Annotated in this window: 14 protein-coding genes; 8 read left to right on the plus strand and 6 right to left on the minus strand. The window is 32.8% G+C overall.

The genetic code is table 11. The features are described from left to right. Nucleotides 1-164, plus strand: a 164-nt coding sequence (locus tag ACYSNM_RS11800) for an IS3 family transposase (protein ID WP_461756392.1), incomplete at its 5' end; no start/stop codon positions are given. Between the two features lie 55 nt (nucleotides 165-219). Here ACYSNM_RS11800 and ACYSNM_RS11805 read toward each other — a convergent pair. Both ACYSNM_RS11805 and gldJ read right to left on the minus strand, forming a co-directional pair. Further along, nucleotides 220-1,515 carry a UDP-N-acetylmuramoyl-tripeptide--D-alanyl-D-alanine ligase gene (locus ACYSNM_RS11805; RefSeq protein WP_461757097.1) on the minus strand — a complete coding sequence of 432 codons (1,296 nt, stop codon included), beginning with the start codon at nucleotides 1,513-1,515 and terminating at the stop codon, nucleotides 220-222. Between the two features lie 58 nt (nucleotides 1,516-1,573). Further along, nucleotides 1,574-3,103: a gliding motility lipoprotein GldJ gene (gldJ, locus tag ACYSNM_RS11810; protein WP_461757098.1), complete on the minus strand. Its 1,530-nt coding sequence runs from the start codon at nucleotides 3,101-3,103 to the stop codon at nucleotides 1,574-1,576. A 755-nt stretch (nucleotides 3,104-3,858) separates the two neighbouring features. Between gldJ and porV the strand changes: the two genes are divergently transcribed. From porV to ACYSNM_RS11830, 4 genes are all read left to right on the plus strand, one after another. Then, nucleotides 3,859-4,992: a type IX secretion system outer membrane channel protein PorV gene (gene porV, locus ACYSNM_RS11815; protein WP_461757099.1), complete on the plus strand. Its 1,134-nt coding sequence runs from the start codon at nucleotides 3,859-3,861 to the stop codon at nucleotides 4,990-4,992. Nucleotides 4,993-5,083: 91 nt separating this feature from the next. Continuing rightward, nucleotides 5,084-5,566, plus strand: a complete 483-nt coding sequence (locus ACYSNM_RS11820; RefSeq protein ID WP_461757100.1) for a cytidine deaminase — start codon at nucleotides 5,084-5,086, stop codon at nucleotides 5,564-5,566. A gap of 272 nt (nucleotides 5,567-5,838) precedes the next feature. Beyond that, the gene (locus ACYSNM_RS11825) at nucleotides 5,839-7,224 is read left to right on the plus strand and encodes a hemolysin family protein (RefSeq protein ID WP_461757101.1); all 1,386 of its coding nucleotides are present in this window, start codon (nucleotides 5,839-5,841) and stop codon (nucleotides 7,222-7,224) included. A 108-nt stretch (nucleotides 7,225-7,332) separates the two neighbouring features. Next, on the plus strand, nucleotides 7,333-7,911 hold the full coding sequence (locus tag ACYSNM_RS11830) for a uracil-DNA glycosylase family protein (protein WP_461757102.1): 579 nt from the start codon (nucleotides 7,333-7,335) through the stop codon (nucleotides 7,909-7,911). Nucleotides 7,912-7,918: 7 nt separating this feature from the next. Here the strand turns inward: ACYSNM_RS11830 and ACYSNM_RS11835 are convergent, their stop codons facing one another. From ACYSNM_RS11835 to ACYSNM_RS11845, 3 genes are all read right to left on the minus strand, one after another. After that, a complete protein-coding gene (locus ACYSNM_RS11835) occupies nucleotides 7,919-9,103 on the minus strand; it encodes an MFS transporter (RefSeq protein ID WP_461757103.1) in 1,185 nt (394 codons plus the stop codon). Between the two features lie 140 nt (nucleotides 9,104-9,243). Further along, complete coding sequence (gene putP, locus ACYSNM_RS11840) at nucleotides 9,244-10,746, minus strand: sodium/proline symporter PutP (RefSeq protein ID WP_461757104.1); 1,503 nt, start codon at nucleotides 10,744-10,746, stop codon at nucleotides 9,244-9,246. Nucleotides 10,747-11,578: 832 nt separating this feature from the next. Beyond that, nucleotides 11,579-12,310: a CDP-alcohol phosphatidyltransferase family protein gene (locus tag ACYSNM_RS11845; RefSeq protein WP_461757105.1), complete on the minus strand. Its 732-nt coding sequence runs from the start codon at nucleotides 12,308-12,310 to the stop codon at nucleotides 11,579-11,581. Between the two features lie 259 nt (nucleotides 12,311-12,569). Here ACYSNM_RS11845 and ACYSNM_RS11850 point away from each other — a divergent pair, with 259 nt between their 5' ends. After that, entirely contained in the window at nucleotides 12,570-13,700 is a 1,131-nt protein-coding gene (locus ACYSNM_RS11850; protein ID WP_461757106.1) for a lipoprotein N-acyltransferase Lnb domain-containing protein, read from the plus strand. A gap of 12 nt (nucleotides 13,701-13,712) precedes the next feature. Next, nucleotides 13,713-14,456 (plus strand): tyrosine-protein phosphatase, encoded by a 744-nt coding sequence (locus ACYSNM_RS11855; RefSeq protein ID WP_461757107.1) that lies wholly within the window; start codon nucleotides 13,713-13,715, stop codon nucleotides 14,454-14,456. A 68-nt stretch (nucleotides 14,457-14,524) separates the two neighbouring features. Here the strand turns inward: ACYSNM_RS11855 and ACYSNM_RS11860 are convergent, their stop codons facing one another. Further along, nucleotides 14,525-14,914: a DUF1573 domain-containing protein gene (locus tag ACYSNM_RS11860; RefSeq protein WP_461753686.1), complete on the minus strand. Its 390-nt coding sequence runs from the start codon at nucleotides 14,912-14,914 to the stop codon at nucleotides 14,525-14,527. Between the two features lie 226 nt (nucleotides 14,915-15,140). Between ACYSNM_RS11860 and ACYSNM_RS11865 the strand changes: the two genes are divergently transcribed. After that, on the plus strand, nucleotides 15,141-17,774 hold the full coding sequence (locus ACYSNM_RS11865) for a valine--tRNA ligase (protein WP_461757108.1): 2,634 nt from the start codon (nucleotides 15,141-15,143) through the stop codon (nucleotides 17,772-17,774). Nucleotides 17,775-17,794 lie beyond the last annotated feature (20 nt).

Genomic DNA, 17,794 nt, shown 5'->3' on the forward strand with positions numbered 1-17,794 from the left:
TGAAATCAGAACTATTTTATCTAAAGAAATACAACTCCATACTGGAGTTGACACAGGAAATAAAACAGTATATAAAATATTATAATAACGAGCGAATACGTATTAATTTAAATGGAATGAGCCCGGTGGAATACCGAGCTCATTATATTAAAAAGATTGCATAACTTCGTCCAACTTTTTGGGGTCAGTCCACAGATTAAAGTTAGAAGGGATTTTTATTTATTTTAGTAATTCTAGGGTTCTTTCTAGGGCCATTGCTCTAGATCCTTTTACTAAAATTGTTTTATTTTTTAAGGTATCTATTAGGTCCTGATCTTTTTCAAAGTCTTCGAAACTTGCGAAGAAATGATGATTATCCTTTGCTTTATCCTTGTGTTTAAAAAACTCTTTACCAATGTAGACCCCTTTGATATCTGCCTGATTATTTAGGTCTTCTACAATTTGTAAGTGCTCTTGGTTGCTATAGGTGCCTAATTCATACATATCACCAAGTATACATACTTTGTTTTTCTGGTCATCTAAAGCTATAAAATTTTCTATTGCCGCTTTCATACTAGAAGGGTTGGCATTGTAGGCATCTAATAAAACTTTGGTTTTATCAATGTTAACCCATTGCGAACGGTTATTAGTAGGTGTGTAGTGTTCAATGGCCTGTTTGATGGAATCAAGAGGTACATCAAAGAATAAACCTATGGCTACTGCTGCAGCTATATTAGTAGCATTATAAATTCCAGTTAAGTTGGAGTCTATCTTTTGATTCTTATAAGTAATTTGTGCATTTGGTAGGCTACAATAGTTTTCAAAAACAACACTAGCATCCTGGTTTTGTCCAAAAGTATATCGTGGGAAAGTAATTGTTTTAGCGTCTTGGATAGGATCATCTAAATTAATAAAGGCCATTTTATGATGATCCTCTAGATAATCGTATAACTCACTTTTTGCTTTAATAACCCCCTGTAAATCTCCGAATCCTTCTAAATGAGCCTTGCCAAAATTGGTAATATACCCAAAGTCAGGATCAATTAATTCACAAAGAAAGCTGATCTCGTTTTTATGATTTGCTCCAATTTCAATTACACCAAGGTCAGTAGTTGAGTTAAGACTTAATAAGGTTAGAGGAACACCAATGTGGTTGTTCAAATTCCCTAAGGTAGATTGTGTGGTGTATTTTTGTGCTAATACTGCAGTTATTAATTCTTTTGTAGTGGTTTTACCATTGCTTCCTGTTAAAGCTATAATAGGTAAGCCTAATTGCTGACGGTGATATTTAGCAAGTTGTTGAAGTGCACCTAATACATTTGGGACTACAATCATCTTGTCTGGATCGGTAGCTAAGGCTTTATTATCCATTATTACAAATAAGGCACCTTTATCCAGGGCTTGTTGAGCAAATTTATTTGCATCAAAGTTCTCTCCTTTTAAAGCAAAGAATAAAGAGTTTGGGGTGATATTTCTAGTATCTATACTAACGCCATCACACTGTAAAAAACACTGATATAATTCTGTAATATTCATAACACAAAAATATAAAAAAAGCCCTAAATATTTAGGGCTTTAAATGGATATCAATTATTTAATTTTTTGTTCTTCTTTTATTGGTTTTTTCTCCAACCTTAGTCATTGCTAAACGGAATCCAATATTGTCAGCACTCATGTCCTCCGGGTAGTATCTTCTAGTTGCAGGATCTAACCAGTAAATTCTATCTTTCCAAGAACCTCCTTTAATAACTCTAGATTTCTCATTATATAATTGAGAAGGTTTCTTGTTTTTCTTTGGAGCTGGCTTGTCCGCTAAAGGTTTAGTTTGCTCGTTAGAATATGGGTTAGTTGCAAGGGCTGCTGGATCTAAAGCAAATTGAGCAACTTCACCAGGTAGGTTTTTAACTGACTTTCTATTATTAGCTTGCTCAGTGAATTCTACATCTTGCTCTGTTACTATTTGTACTGTACCATCTGGTCCAATTTTAGTTTGGTAATATACGTTTCCTCTATAATAGTTGAAATCTGCATTTAAGTCATCTAAGATTGGATAGTATAAATCTGCTACCCATTCTGCAACGTTTCCAGCCATATCATAAAGACCAAAGTCATTTGGAGGGTAAGATTTTACCGCAACAGTAATATCTCCATTGTCTGTACCCCAACCTGCAATACCACCGTAATCTCCTCTACCTTGTTTGTAGTTAGCGTATTTAGTGTTTAATATTTGTGGTCTACCTCTTCTTCTTTTATCTGGGTTATCCCATGGGAATTTACCTTTTCCTTTATAGTTATTATACTCTCTATTGCCAATTAAACCAATAGCAGCATATTCCCATTCCGCTTCTGTAGGAAGTCTGAATTGAGCAGTGAATAAACCTAGGTTTTGAGTTGCATATAAATTACGTTGGTTTTCAACAGCTTTATTATTTACACCTCTATATACAATATCTGAGTTTCCTCCATATACAGAACTAGGATTTAGTAAATAAGCGTCTGTGCTAAAGTGAGCATCTCCATATGCCTCTGTTATTTTTGCATCTCGTTTCAAATAACCAGCTTGTTCTAGTTTTAACTCATTTACACGGTCAGTTCTCCACTTTGCATAATCATTGGCTTGAATCCAACTTACTCCCACTACAGGATAATTAGCATAAGCAGGGTGACGTAGGTAACTTGAAATTAAAGATTCATTGAAACCAGATGGGCTTCTCCATACAAGAGTATCGGGAAGTGCACTGTCATAAATGTCTTTATAAAGCTTGTTGTTTTGAGGGAAAACAGTTCTTAACCAGTATAGATACTCGTTGTACATAATATTGGTTGTTTCTGTTTCATCCATGTAAAAAGATTGTACATGCATTTGTTTTGGTGCATTATTCCAATCACCCATGATGTCCTCTTGGATTTGCCCCATAGTAAAAGTACCTCCCTCAATTGGTACCATTCCATTAGGAGTTTTTTGGACGTATTTGGTATTATACTGAAACCCTCCGTTTTTATCATTAATTTTCCATCCAGTGGCAGTGGAAATATTACTGTTTGAATTACTGCAGCTCGTTAGACCAGCTGCTACTAGTAAAGCTGTCAAGAGTTGAAATCCTAAATTTCTTTTAATCTTCATCTTATTGTAAGTGGATATAATATTGGACGCAATTTAGCAATTAACACTTAATTGGCAATGCATTAAAATACAATAACGCAATAGACAATTTTTTATTTGTTTTTATGTATTGTAATATATAACGACTAAGTTGTTTATGTATTGCCTTTTTAGTAAAAAATGTTAATATGCCCAGTTTAACTGTTTTTACAAAGATATAGTAAATAATTTAGTTGTTCTTTTTAGTTAATTATAGTCTTCTTTGGCTTTAAATAGATAACTATTTGTGCCTTAAGTCTATCGGGGATTATTATCTAAAAAAAAACTAATTTATAAGTTTATATCTATCTTAAAAATACAGTAAATTATTTATAAAACGGGTATATTTTTTTTTTGTTGGTAGAAAATAGTACAAATTCTTCAAAATACTTAGTGAAGTGACACTATTTTGTGGTGTTATTTTAGATAAATTTTAAAGTATACTCTATAATAGAAGCATAAAAATTAGAGCATGAGATAGTTTTTATGGGCAATTGTTCTAACAAATTCACGTTTACTTATAGGAAACAACGGTTAGTAACTCTATTTTCTCGGATAGAATTAGACTTTAGGCAGTACAGAGGTTTTACTTTTAAGGCTAATAGTCTATATTTATATACTAGAAGTAAAGTAACAACTTTGAATTAAAGCATAAAGTTATAGTAGTTATTTCTTAGCAAAGCTAAGCCAACCGCTAGAAACCTATATATTTGTACCTAGAGATTTTAAAAAGAAATATGGAAAAGATTAAATACTCTTTTTTTGCTGTTTTGGTAAGCTGTGTAGCAATTGGTCAAGAAATTCGCCCAATTGTAACAGGGGTGCCTTTTTTGACTATTAATGCAGATGCGAGGTCTTCTGGAATGGCTGATATGGGGGTTGCAACTTCCATGGATGCATATTCTCAACAACACAATGCCGCTAAGTATGCATTTGCCGAAGTAGATCAGGGATTCTCTATGAGTTACACACCTTATATGTCTAAAATAACTAGTGGAATGTCTTTAGGACAATTGACTTATTATAAGAAGCTGAATCCGCGAAGTGCCTTAGGAGCGAGTTTACGCTATTTTGGTATGGGAGATATAGATATGAGATCTGAATTTAATTCAGCTGTTATAACTAGAAGACCAAATGAGTTTTCTTTTGATTTATCTTACTCTTTGAAATTAAGTGAAACTTTTTCTATGGGTATAGCGGGAAGATTTATCACTTCAAGTTTAAAGTATCCTGAAGCGGATGATTCTTCTTCTGTTGCAACTAGTATCGCTGTAGATGTTTCTGGTTTTTATCAGGGTAGAAAGATTAGTTTTTCCGATTTTGATGGACGTATAAGAGCTGGGTTTAATATTTCTAACCTTGGTCCAAAGATAAAGTATGATGATGAAATTGGTGATGGGTCCTTTTTGCCAGCAAAATTACAAGTAGGTGCAGGCTTTGACTTTATTTTAGACTATTATAATACAATTAGCTTTACCACTGAGTTTGCCAAGTTACTTGTTCCTACCCCTCCAATAGACCCTACAGATGTAGAGGCTAGAAGAAATTATGAAGACATCAGTTGGTTCAAAGGTATCTTTGAGTCTTTTGGTAGTAAATCAGGTGGATTTGATGAACAACTAAAAGAAATCGTATGGTCTGTGGGAGTAGAGTACTGGTACGATAATAAATTTGCTCTTCGTACGGGATACTTCCACGAAAGTGAACAAAAGGGTGCTCGTCAGTTTGCTACTTTAGGTGCAGGCTTTCGATACAATAAAATAGACATTGATCTATCCTATCTATTTTCCACTTCAACTATTAATAACCCCTTAGAAAATACTTTGCGTTTTTCTTTGACTTTTAATCTAGATAAGAAAAGATTCTATTAATAAATAGCATTATATTTGTATACTAATCCAAACAATAGTTTTTTACTTGCGTTTGGATTTTTTGTCTGAATTAAATTAAACGAACTATTATATGAAAAAAATAGAAGTTATAAGTTCTTTTTTACAGTATGATTCACTAAGTGAATTGCCAATGGATATTCAAATGCTGATGCAAAAAGCAATTGAGGTTAGAAAAAATGCATACGCACCATATTCTAAATTTAGAGTAGGAACTGCATTATTATTAGATGATGGTAGTATTGTTGTAGGATCTAATCAAGAGAACTCTGCTTACCCTTCTGGTTTGTGCGCTGAGCGTACAGCTATTTTTTATGCCAATGCTGTACATCCAGATAAGAAAATCATTAGAATGGCTATCACAGCATCTTCCGATTTAAAATTAACTACTATTCCTATTCCACCTTGTGGTGCATGTAGACAAAGTATATTAGAATACGAGGTAAAACAAGATTTACCAATCGAAATGTATTTTATGGGAGCAGAAGGAGCAGTTTGCTATTCGGAATCTTTGACAAATATATTACCATTCCCATTTGACAAGGACGCACTTTAATACATTAACTTTTATTTTGTAAAAAAATACGATTCTATTTAACTAGGCTAAAAAAAGTAAGTATTTCCTTGTGTTTTGGCAATATTGAGGGAGTTTTATACGGTATAAAACTTTAAAGTAAGGTTATATGATAGAATTGTGCTACTTTTGTAGTGAAAATATATTAAAAATATTTTGTATATTTGATATATAATTTACTAGTATAATTTATTATGCTAGACTTAAAAGGTCTTTAAAAAGTTTAAACCAAGACCTTATTTTTATTTTAAAAAATGGACACATACCCCCAGATCATTACAATGTTAGCTAGCGCAAACATTGTACACACCGAGATTTCCGTATGGAAAATAATTCTTACCATTGTTTTGGTACTTTTAAATGGATTTTTTGTGGCAGCTGAGTTTGCAATCGTAAAAGTTCGAAGCTCACAAATTGAAATTCATCAAGAATTAAACTCTAAAGTAGCCGATGTAGCAAAAGGCATTGTTAGTAACTTAGATGCATATCTTGCCGCTACTCAATTAGGTATTACTTTAGCTTCTCTAGGATTAGGTTGGGTAGGAGAGAGTTCTTTAACTCCCCTTATTTTGAAAGTTTTTGAAGTATTAGGCTTGACAGGTCCTGAATGGTTAGTAATCGCTAAAAATATTTCCTTTCCTTTAGCCTTTGTTATTATTACAATCTTACATATTGTCTTTGGAGAATTAGCTCCTAAATCTTTGGCAATTCATTTTCCAACAAAGACAACCTTTGCTATAGCACTTCCATTAAGAATTTTTTACTTTGTTTTTAGACCAATAATTTGGTTGATGAACGGTTTGGCTAATGGAATGTTAAGAATGTTTGGTATTAGTCCTGTACACGGTGCTGATATACATACCGAAGAGGAACTTAAGATGATTATTACCGAGAGCCAGGAAGGTGGTGCGATTGAAGAAACGGAACGCCTTTTGATTCAAAATGTATTTGATTTTGATGACCGTAGAGTAAATAATATACAAACCTTACGTAAGAATGTTTCGGCAATCGAAATCACAACTACTGTAAAAGACGCTATTGAGTTTGCTATAAATGAAGGGTATTCCCGTTATCCAGTATTCCAAGATTCGTTGGATGATATCAAAGGTGTTATATACACTAAAGATTTGATGAAAGCCATGATGAAGGATAGTAATGATACAGCAATTGCTGATCTTATGCGTGAGCCAATCTATATCTCAGAAAGTGCTTTAATTAAGCATGTTTTAAAGCAATTTCAAGCAAAACATGTGCAAATGGCAATTGCAACTAATGAGGTAGGAGAGTTCACAGGTATCGTAACTATGGAGGATATTTTGGAAGAGTTAGTTGGAGAAATTCAGGATGAATACGATAATGAAGAACCTATTGTAGAATGTGTTAGTCCAGGAGTATATGTAGTGCATGCGCATTACAACATCTCAGACATTAATAGATTATTACCTTTCCGTTTCGAGGAAAGTGAGCAATATGACACTTTAGCTGGATTATTAGCTGATAAGTATCCTAATCATGAATTTAGTGAAAATGACGTGGTTGATTTATTCGATTACGAAGGTTTAGTACTTAAGATGTATAGGAATTCTGTAGAGAAAATTCAGCTTACTATAAAAGATTATGTTGAGGTAGATGATAATTAAACTACAAAAAATAGAGTAATACAAAAAAGGGCTTTCTTATTTTTAAGAGAGCCCTTTTTTGTATCTTTATGTTAAACCTCTAGGTGTAGATTCTATAAATTATTGGTTATGGATGAACTTGAAAAAATAATAGCTAAAGCCAAGAACTGTGTAATTTGTGCAGGTCAACTTCCATTTGCACCTAATCCTTGTTTTTGGATAGGAGCTAAGGCTAAGATTATCATCATAGGGCAGGCTCCTGGACTAAAAGTACAGCAAACTGGAATTGTATTTAATGATGATAGTGGTGATCGCCTTAGAAACTGGCTTGGAGTAAGCAGGGAAGAGTTCTATGATTTAGATAACTTCGCGATAATTCCCATGGGATTTTGCTATCCAGGAAAAGCAAAGACAGGAGATAAACCTCCAATGAAAATATGTGCCCCTACTTGGCATGAGGTTATGTTAACTCACCTTTCAAAGGCTAAGTTAACCCTATTGGTAGGACAGTATTCACAAAAGTACTACTTAAAAGGGCAACAGACTTTGACTCAGAGAGTGAAGAGTTTTCAGGACTTTATGCCTGAGTATTTTCCTTTACCTCACCCTTCGGCCAGAAATTTCATATGGTTAAATAAAAATCCTTGGTTTGAAAAACAAGTTGTGCCAGAGCTACAAAAGTTAGTTAAACAGGCTTTAAGTAGCTAGGCCATCATTAGTTGATATTTGTACTCCAATTTGGTTTTTGCTTTACATAGACATAGACAAGTGATGCAACTACTACCACTGCGCTAGCAAGGGTGATTGTTGGTATATTACTTAGTACATCTTGATAGTACCATCCTGCTAATAAAGCACCTGATCCAATTCCCAATTCTAAAGCTATATACATGGTTGACATAGCTCTACCTCTTTGATCCGGTTTACTAAAGTCAATAGTCCATGCATTTAATGCAGGAGATAGGATACCTAAAGATATTCCATAAACAAAAGCACCAGTGTATAAACCTACAACACTTGGCAATAAGGCTATAATTAACAAGGCAACACACAAGATTATTAAGCCAATTTTTATAATTGGAACTCTACCATATTTATCAGAAACTTTTCCTGCAACAAAACGTACAAGTAAAGAGGCTAAGGTGAAAATCATAAAAAATATTCCTTTGTTTTCTAGACCTAAAGACTGTGTCCAATCTGGGATTAGAGTTAGAATAACTCCATAGGAAACATAGGATAAACACGTTACTAAAGCCGCAGGTAATACATCTATATCGAAAATATCTTTACGGTTTATTTTAAGTAGTTTCCAAGTGAATTTTTCTTTCACCTTCAGGGTTTCTTTCATATTCATTAAAATAGCGATAGAAAGTAAGGCGAAAACAGAGGAGGTATAGAAAAGAAAATCAATGGAAGTATGTATTTTTATGGTACTACCTATTGCTGGACCAATTGCCATACCTGTACTAAAACAAATCCCATGTAGTCCTAAAGCTTCTCCCCATCTTTTTTGGGGGATTATATCGGCTACATAGGCTGCTGTTGCAGTAGGTTTAAAACCGGTAGAAAATCCATGGATTAATCGAAGTAATAAAAAACCTGATACACTAGTAAGAATTGGGTAAAGTAAACTACATACAAAGCACACAATCGACCCAATAGCCATAATTGGAACTCTACCTACCTTATCGGTTAACTTACCGCTAAATGGCCTAGAAATTCCAGCAGTTAGGGTAAATAAAGCTATAATAAGTCCCTTGTATTGTGCGCCACCTAAATCGCTGAGGTATTGGGGAAGTTCTGGTATTAACATGTTGAAACTAGCTGAGAAAAGCAAAGAGCTTAAACAAACTAAGAAGAACTGCATATTGTAAATAGGATGCGCAGAAGTGGTGGACATTATATATAGATAAATTTAAAAGTGCAAAGGTACCTTATTTAGGAGGCAACTACCAAAAGATATTAAAAAGAAACTACCCCTTGACCTATAAATAGGAAAAGGGGTAGTAATTATATTGTCGATTCTTTTAGAGTAAAATATTATTTTTCTCTGTGGTAAATTTCATCTGCTTTGTGGAATTTATCAAAATCGTGTTGTTGTAAATGTTTAGCATTTTTAGAGATTATGAAAATAGCTAATGCACTAAAGGCAAAACCTGGTATAATTTCATATAATGCTGGACCGAATACTAATGGCCAAATAACAACTGTAAGTGCTCCAACGATGATTCCAATTAATACAGAGAAACCAGTTGTTCTTTTCCAGAATAGAGTAAATAAAATTGCTGGTCCAAAAGCCGCTCCAAATCCTGCCCAAGCATGAGATACTAGATCAAGTACTCTACTATCTGGGTTGTAAGCAATAAAAATAGCAACGATTGCAATTAATAAAACAGCTAATCTACCTGTCCAAACTAATTCTTTTTCGCTTGCTTGTTTACGGAAATAAGCTTTGTAGAAGTCTTGGGTTAATGTACTTGAAGACATTAATAATTGAGCAGATAAAGTACTCATTACTGCAGCTAAAATTGCAGAAAGTAAAATACCTACTATCCAAGGGTTAAATAAGTATTGGATTAATTCAATGAAAACTAATTCACGGTCAGCTCTTACTGCCGCTCCATTCTCAGGGAATTTTTCAAAGTAGCTAATACCAAAGTATCCAATAGTTACAGCTCCAATCATACAAAGAGACATCCAAGACATTCCAATTCTTCTAGCTGATTTCATTGTTTTAACTCCATCTGCAGCCATAAAACGAGCTAAGATATGTGGTTGTCCAAAGTAACCTAATCCCCATGCAGCAGCACTAATAATTGCGATAAACTCAACATTATTAGTTAAACTTGTATAAGGAACATTTGTTTGAGCAGCAGCCTGCTCTGTATATGTTACGATCATATCCCAACCACCCATATGTAATATAATCATTACAGGAGTTAAAATAAGAGCGAATAACATTAAAGTTGCTTGAATTGTATCACTCCAGCTCACTGCTAAAAACCCTCCTAAGAAAGTATATGCAATTGTTGCTACAGCTCCTAAATATAATGCTGGAACATAATCCATATGGAATAATGTTTCAAATAAACGAGCTCCTGCAACCATACCAGAGGCACAGTAAATTGTAAAAAAGAATAAAATAGTAACTGCAGAAACCGTTTTCACTAAATTTCCTTCTTTACCAAAACGATTTTGGAAAAAATCTGGTAAAGTAAGAGCGTTATTGTTTATTTCAGTGTGTACACGTAATCTACCTGCAACTAACTTCCAGTTATAATAGGCTCCAATTAAAAGACCAATAGCAATCCAGCTTTCAGAAAGTCCTTTAGCATAGATAGCTCCAGGAAGTCCCATCAATAACCAACCGGACATGTCAGATGCACCAGCAGATAATGCAGTAACCACAGGACCGAAACTCCTACCTCCTAAAATGTAATCGGAGAAGTTTTTGGTTCGTAAGTAGGCTACAACACCTATTCCTAAAACAACTATCAAGTAGATGATAAATGTTGTAATAGTTGGGTTTAAAAAGTCAAACATATTAAATCGTATTTTTAAAATTTGGCTAAAAGTATTGAAAAAAAGAATTAGAATGCAAATTCAACACTGTTTTTTATCAATATCTATAGCATTGGTAGCTTTCTTTGAGATAATGATAATTCTAGAATTTGAGAATGCGTTTTACTCTCTTTAAAATACTTTTAGTATTAAGGGTATTATTAAATATTGACTTGCAAAGGTAAATTATTTTTATTATTTTTTGTAAAGTTTAAGGATAATTTATTCCACGGCTTATTTATTTGTGGAATTATGAGCGAATTGGGTAAACTAAAAATAAAGTTAATTTGCTAAATTTTGTCAGATGATAACTAAGGTCTTGTCTGTTTAATTATAAAATTTTTAGTTTTTCCATCTTAAATTGACCTTATATGTGCATTAGTTTCGATTTTTTTTGATGCATATTGGAGTGAGCCCTCTCCTATTAAATTAAACTAAGGAGGATAAAAATGTTAGTATTTTTTTTATTTAAGTATTGTTTATACTTCATAAAAGACAAGTTTCGTAAGGATTTTATAAATCAAGACTTTATAGAGGCAAATAAAATAGAAAAATACCAATAGCTTATTTAGTGGTTTTACCTATGCCTATTTTACCTTATATAGGCTTAGAAAGTAAAGCAATAGATTGTTGTTTAGGGAAGCTTTTTTAAGCATTAGGATAAGATGGAGCTTAGTATTAAATATCCCTTTTATACAGATTTAAAAGAGGTGTTGTAAAATAGATTTTTTGCAACTAGTAGAAGGAGGTAATTACAAAAAAAAAAGGGTTACAACTACATGCTGTAACCCTTTATTATACTATTTTATCTTACTTAACTTTTTTGTGTAGTATTTTTTATAACCGACAATAGAATATAAAGTAAAATAATAATTGGAATAGCTAAATAATGTAAAGCTACTACTAAAACGATACTAGTTAGCATAAAAGCAATTTGTAGTTTGTACTGGTTTAGTTTAGCTGGATTGATTTTTAGTGAAAATAAAGGTAATTCCGCATTCATTATATAAGCACTTAAAAAGCTTATTACTACAAGTACATAAGGGTTACTTATTGCACTGATCAGAAATTCTGAAGAAGTAGTGTTTGCAATCATTGGTAAGCTTAAAATAAAAAGTGCATTACCTGGTGTTGGTAAACCTATAAAAGATTCCGTTTGTCTTGTGTCTACATTAAACTTTGCTAGACGGTAGCAAGCTCCCAATGTTATGATAAAGCCTAAATAGGGTACAGCTCCCATATAATAGGTATCTGCAGTTAAGGAATACATAGGTTGGTTGGCTTGTATGTTTGCTAGAAGTTTATAAACCATAAGACCAGGAACAACTCCACTTGTTACCATATCTGCTAAGGAATCTAGTTGAAGGCCTAATTCACTTTTCACATCTAAGATACGAGCAGCAAAACCATCCCAATAATCAAAGAATATTCCAATACATACCCATATGAAAGCCATTTGTATATTGTCATCAAAAGTATATACGCAGGCAATTAAACCAGAAAGTAAATTCAAAAGGGTAATAAAGTTCGGGATATGTTTTTTCATAAATTGATTTTTACAAGTGTGTAGTAATATTTCACACCTATTGTGAAATACAAATGTATTATAAAAGTTAGAATTAAGTAAATTCTATTGCATTATTAATATTGGACTATCGTTTTATTTTTTCTTGTAGGTAGTAGTGTTAATAGATTGACGAAAAATGTTATACTTTTACTCTTTGTATTATCATTTTAAAACAAGAGGGTTATCTACTGGTTTTAGACCAAAGATGGTTATCCCTTAAAATAGAAATTATTTTTCAATGAATAAGCTTATTTTTATTTTTTTTAGTTTATTGTTTATACAAGGGTTTGCTTCCCAAGATAAACAACTCTCTGCTAGAAGTAGTATTAGTATTTTAACTTGTGGTACAGGGGATGCTTCTCATGCACTTTATGGACATACAGCCGTTTGGGTACAAGACCCTTTATTAGGTATTGATAGAGTGTATAACTATGGATTGTTTGATTTTGAAACTCCCAACTTCGTGGGTAAATTCGTAGGAGGAAATCTTTTTTATTTTGCTGATTATACCAATTTTGATCGATTTGTGCGCTCTTATGTATATGAGAATAGAAGTGTATATAAACAGGAACTAGACCTTAGTTCCCAACAGAAGCAAATCATGTATGGGTTATTGAATCAAGCTATATTACCCGAAAACAGAGAGTTTTTATACCAGTTTATTCAAGAGAATTGTACCACTAAGGTTGTAGATCTATTACAAGAAGTGCTAGATGAAAAACTTACAGTAGATGTTTCTTCCAACCAAGGAAGTTATAGATCCATATTAAGTCAATATGTAAAGCATTCCTTTTTTGAGGATTTAGGGATTAATATTTTACTTGGTGCGAAAACCGACAAAAAAAGTGAGTTAGTTTTCTTACCTTTTATATTAATGGAATCCCTAGATCAAACTAAAGTGGATGGAAAGAGTTTAGTGAAAGAAAGTAGTGTTATTTACCAGGCTGAAAATACACTTGAAAAACAAGATAATTGGATCAATAGTGTTTATTTTTTCTATGGTATTTTATTGATAGTTGGCTATTTTTGTTTCAGAGCTAAACTTGCAAGAAGGGTTGTTTATAGCTTATATGGTTGTTTTGGTATCTTCTTATTGGCCTTGACTCTTTATTCTAGTCATAGTGAGTTTGCTTTGAATGCAAGTATACTTCTATTTAATCCGCTTTTCTTAGTTTTAGTATTTAATAGAAAGTCTTCCTTAATTACTAGGATTGCTTTGATCACAATAGTAGTTAGTTTAGCACTCTATGTTGTCTTAACTATTTTTTCTGTGAAATTTATCCTTACCCTTGGTTTGTTTTTACTAACTTTAGTGTCTTTATTTAAAGACTATCGTTTTATTTTCCTTTCTAGGAAACTTCAATCTTAAGATACACCATTTATGTTTTCATTATTTAAATCTAAGCCTGCTTTAAAGGAGTTAATTCCCAATAATTATATTGATATTCATTCTCATTTATTATTTGGTATTGATGATGGAGCAAAGTCCTTACAGGATACAAAAGATATAATCACAAGTATGAAAAACTTGGGATTTGAACAGGCTATCGCTACTCCTCATACTACACCTTTAGTATGGGATAATACTAAAGAGCAAATTCTAAATAAACACCAAGAGGTTTGCGATTTGTTACAAGAGCACAGCCAATCGGTTAAATTAAGAGCTGCTTCTGAGTATTTAATGGACGAAAGCTTTTTACAAAGAATGCAACAGGAGAAATTGCTTTGTATCCATGATAATTATGTATTAGTGGAGATGTCTTATATGAATCCGCCTATTCAGTTATTGGATATCTTATATGAACTAAGAAAGCAAGGATACCAAATTGTATTAGCTCACCCAGAACGTTATAACTTTTACCACCAGAATACGGCTATGTATCATAGACTGAAAAAGGCTGGTTGTTTGTTTCAAATGAATCTTTTATCTGTAACAGGATATTATGGTAGCCATGTGTTAGAGGCAGCTAATTTTTTATTAAAAGAGGATTTAATTGATTTCACAGGTTCAGATATACACCATCAAAAACATATTGCTAGTTTTGAATCTAAAGTAAAGATTAAGGATATTAAGAATTTTGAAAAGGCTTTACAAGCCAATTCTCTATTTAGACTTAATGACTAATTTATAATTAGCACAAAAAAAAGCTTATGAGTTATCATAAGCTTTTTTTATTTTATTTTTCTAAGAAGTTATTGTTTTACAACTTCTCCTTTAATTCTTAAAGGTACAACACCATTAGTATAGTTAACAGCATTACTTTCTACAATAATTGTTCTACTAATTCTACCTAGGGCCATATTATATTTTACATCTATTTTTCCTTTTTGACCAGGTAAAATAGGTTCCGTAGGCTTAGAAGGAACTGTACATCCACAAGAAGAACGAACATTCATAATAATTAGAGGTTCATCTCCAGTGTTAGTGAAGTCAAAGGTTCTAAGACCGTTATCCTTTCCTTGCACTACAGTGCCATAGTCAATAGTATTGTTAGCAGCTTCGAATTCAATTTTTGCTCCTTGTTGAGCAAAAGATAGTGTAGTTGTCAAAACTAATACCATTAGGGCAACTATTTTTTTCATTTTATATCTATTTTGAAGTTAAACAAAGACAAATTATTCCAAATGAAAACAAAAGAAGTAATCCTTTTCATTCATTTTCAGTCTATTTTTTTTATTATTACCTAGTAATATCTATTTTTGCATTACACAAATATACAGAAATTTTAAGAAAAGTATTTTATCTTCCTTAAAAAAGTAAAGTGTTTGTGCATTTCCCAAATTTTAAAACAAGTAAAAAATAATCATAATGAGTATTCCAGCACAATTTGATGCCAAACAGGTAGAGAAAAAGTGGTACCAATATTGGCTTGAAAATAACTATTTTCATTCCACTGTGGACCAAAGAGAACCTTATACTATTGTAATCCCTCCACCTAACGTGACTGGAGTTTTACATATGGGACATATGTTGAATAATACTATTCAAGATGTTTTAATTCGTCGTGCGCGTTTAAAGGGGCTTAATGCATGTTGGGTACCTGGTACGGATCACGCCTCTATTGCAACAGAAGCGAAAGTTGTGGCAAAATTAAAAGAGCAAGGAATCAATAAAAACGATTTAACTCGTGAAGAGTTCTTAGCTCATGCATGGGATTGGACAGAGGAATATGGTGGAGTTATTTTAGAGCAATTAAAAAAACTTGGATGTTCTTGTGACTGGGAGCGTACCAAATTTACCTTAGATCCTCAAATGTCAGAACAAGTAATTAAGAGCTTTGTTGACCTATACAATAAAGGACTTATTTACCGTGGATACAGAATGGTAAACTGGGACCCAGAGGCCAAAACTACTTTATCTGATGAAGAGGTAATTTATGAAGAGAGACAAGGTAAGTTATACCATGTAAAATATCAAATTGAAGGATCAGAGGAATTTATAGTTGTTGCTACTACAAGACCAGAAACTATTTTAGGGGATACTGCAATTTGTATTAATCCAGAGGATGAGCGTTATGCACATTTAAAAGGTAAAAAGGTAATTGTTCCAATTTGTAATCGCGTTATTCCAATTATTTTCGATTCTTATGTGGATATGGAATTTGGTACAGGTTGTTTAAAAGTTACACCTGCACACGATGTTAATGATAAGGAGTTAGGAGAACGTCATGATTTAGAAATTATCGATATTTTTAATGAAGATGCTACTCTAAATGATCATGGTTTACATTATAAAGGAAAAGATCGCTTTGTAGTTCGTGAAGAAATTTCAAAAGAATTACAAGAATTATCTTTAATGCATAAAGTAGAGGATTATATCAATAATGTTGGTACTTCAGAGCGTACTAAAGCTGTTATTGAACCTCGTTTATCGGATCAGTGGTTCCTTAAAATGGAAGGATTAGCTAAACCTGCTTTAGATGCAGTTTTAGTAGATAATGAAGTTAAATTATATCCAAGTAGATATAATAATACATATAGAAGTTGGTTGGAAAATATTCGCGATTGGAATATTTCACGTCAATTATGGTGGGGACATCAAATTCCTGCCTATTATTTTGGAGAAGGAAAAGAAGATTTTGTAGTTGCACAAACTATTGAGGAAGCTTTAGAACTAGCAAAAGTTAAGTCAGGAAATGCTAATTTAACTATAGAAGGATTAACGCAAGATCAAGATGCCTTAGATACTTGGTTCTCTTCTTGGTTATGGCCAATGGCTGTATTTAACGGAGTTAGTGATCCAGATAATGAGGAATTTAAATACTATTATCCAACGAATGATTTAGTAACTGGTCCAGATATTATTTTCTTCTGGGTTGCTAGAATGATCATGGCTGGAATTGAGTATACTGGTCAAAAACCATTTAATAATGTTTACTTCACTGGAATCGTTAGAGACAAGCAAAGAAGAAAAATGTCTAAGTCTTTAGGGAATTCACCAGATGCTCTAGGTTTAATTGAAAAATTCGGTGCAGATGGAGTAAGAGTAGGATTATTACTTTCTGCTTCAGCTGGTAACGATATTCTTTTTGATGAAGAGTTATGTAATCAAGGTAAAGCCTTTACTAATAAAGTATGGAATGCCTTTCGTTTAATTAAAGGATGGGAAGTAAGTCAAGATATCGCTCAGCCTTCTTGTAATAAAGTTGCAATCGAGTGGTACCGTGCTAAACTGCAAAAGTCTTTAGTAGAAATTGAAGATCACTTCCAAAAATATAGAATTTCGGATGCTTTAATGACTACGTATAAGCTAGTATGGGATGATTTTTGTTCTTGGTTCTTAGAGTTGATTAAACCAGGTTACCAACAACCAATCGACCAAAAGACTTATGCAGCAGCAATTGAACTATTAGAAGAGAATTTAAAACTACTTCATCCTTTTATGCCATTCTTATCAGAAGAGATCTGGCAACATATTGCGGAACGTTCTGCCCAGGAGGCTTTAGTTGTGTCTCAATGGCCTACTATGCAAAGCTTTGATGAGAAGTTAATAAAAGAGTTTGAATTCACTCAAGAAGTAATAGCAGGAATTCGTACTATTAGAAAAGATAAGAATATCTCTTTTAAAGAGACAATAGAATTAAAGGTTTTAAACACTTTAGGTGTATCTGATAGATTTGACCCAGTTATTGAAAAAGTAGGAAATGTTAGTAGCATTGAATATATTACTGAACAAGTGAGTGGTGCTTTATCTTACCGTGTTGCTTCTAATGAATATTTTATTCCAATTACAGGAAGTGTAGATGTGGAACAAGAGATTGAAAAATTAGAAGAAGAGTTAAAATACCTACAAGGGTTTTTACGCTCTGTACAAGGTAAATTATCAAACGAAAAATTTGTAAGTGGAGCTCCTGCTGCAGTTGTAGATAATGAACGTAAAAAAGCGGCCGATGCCCAAGGGAAAATCGCCACAATTGAACATAGTTTAAAAGCTTTAAAATAGTCTATTAACTATAATATTTT

This window comes from Myroides sp. LJL116 (assembly GCF_054871685.1).

Bases quoted from the DNA above. Each gene is read 5' to 3' on its own strand.
- ACYSNM_RS11805 (WP_461757097.1), bottom strand. From the start codon at position 1,515: ATGAATATTACAGAATTATATCAGTGTTTTTTACAGTGTGATGGCGTT.
- gldJ (WP_461757098.1), bottom strand. From the start codon at position 3,103: ATGAAGATTAAAAGAAATTTAGGATTTCAACTCTTGACAGCTTTACTA.
- porV (WP_461757099.1), top strand. From the start codon at position 3,859: ATGGAAAAGATTAAATACTCTTTTTTTGCTGTTTTGGTAAGCTGTGTA.
- ACYSNM_RS11820 (WP_461757100.1), top strand. From the start codon at position 5,084: ATGAAAAAAATAGAAGTTATAAGTTCTTTTTTACAGTATGATTCACTA.
- ACYSNM_RS11825 (WP_461757101.1), top strand. From the start codon at position 5,839: ATGGACACATACCCCCAGATCATTACAATGTTAGCTAGCGCAAACATT.
- ACYSNM_RS11830 (WP_461757102.1), top strand. From the start codon at position 7,333: ATGGATGAACTTGAAAAAATAATAGCTAAAGCCAAGAACTGTGTAATT.
- ACYSNM_RS11835 (WP_461757103.1), bottom strand. From the start codon at position 9,103: ATGTCCACCACTTCTGCGCATCCTATTTACAATATGCAGTTCTTCTTA.
- putP (WP_461757104.1), bottom strand. From the start codon at position 10,746: ATGTTTGACTTTTTAAACCCAACTATTACAACATTTATCATCTACTTG.
- ACYSNM_RS11845 (WP_461757105.1), bottom strand. From the start codon at position 12,310: ATGAAAAAACATATCCCGAACTTTATTACCCTTTTGAATTTACTTTCT.
- ACYSNM_RS11850 (WP_461757106.1), top strand. From the start codon at position 12,570: ATGAATAAGCTTATTTTTATTTTTTTTAGTTTATTGTTTATACAAGGG.
- ACYSNM_RS11855 (WP_461757107.1), top strand. From the start codon at position 13,713: ATGTTTTCATTATTTAAATCTAAGCCTGCTTTAAAGGAGTTAATTCCC.
- ACYSNM_RS11860 (WP_461753686.1), bottom strand. From the start codon at position 14,914: ATGAAAAAAATAGTTGCCCTAATGGTATTAGTTTTGACAACTACACTA.
- ACYSNM_RS11865 (WP_461757108.1), top strand. From the start codon at position 15,141: ATGAGTATTCCAGCACAATTTGATGCCAAACAGGTAGAGAAAAAGTGG.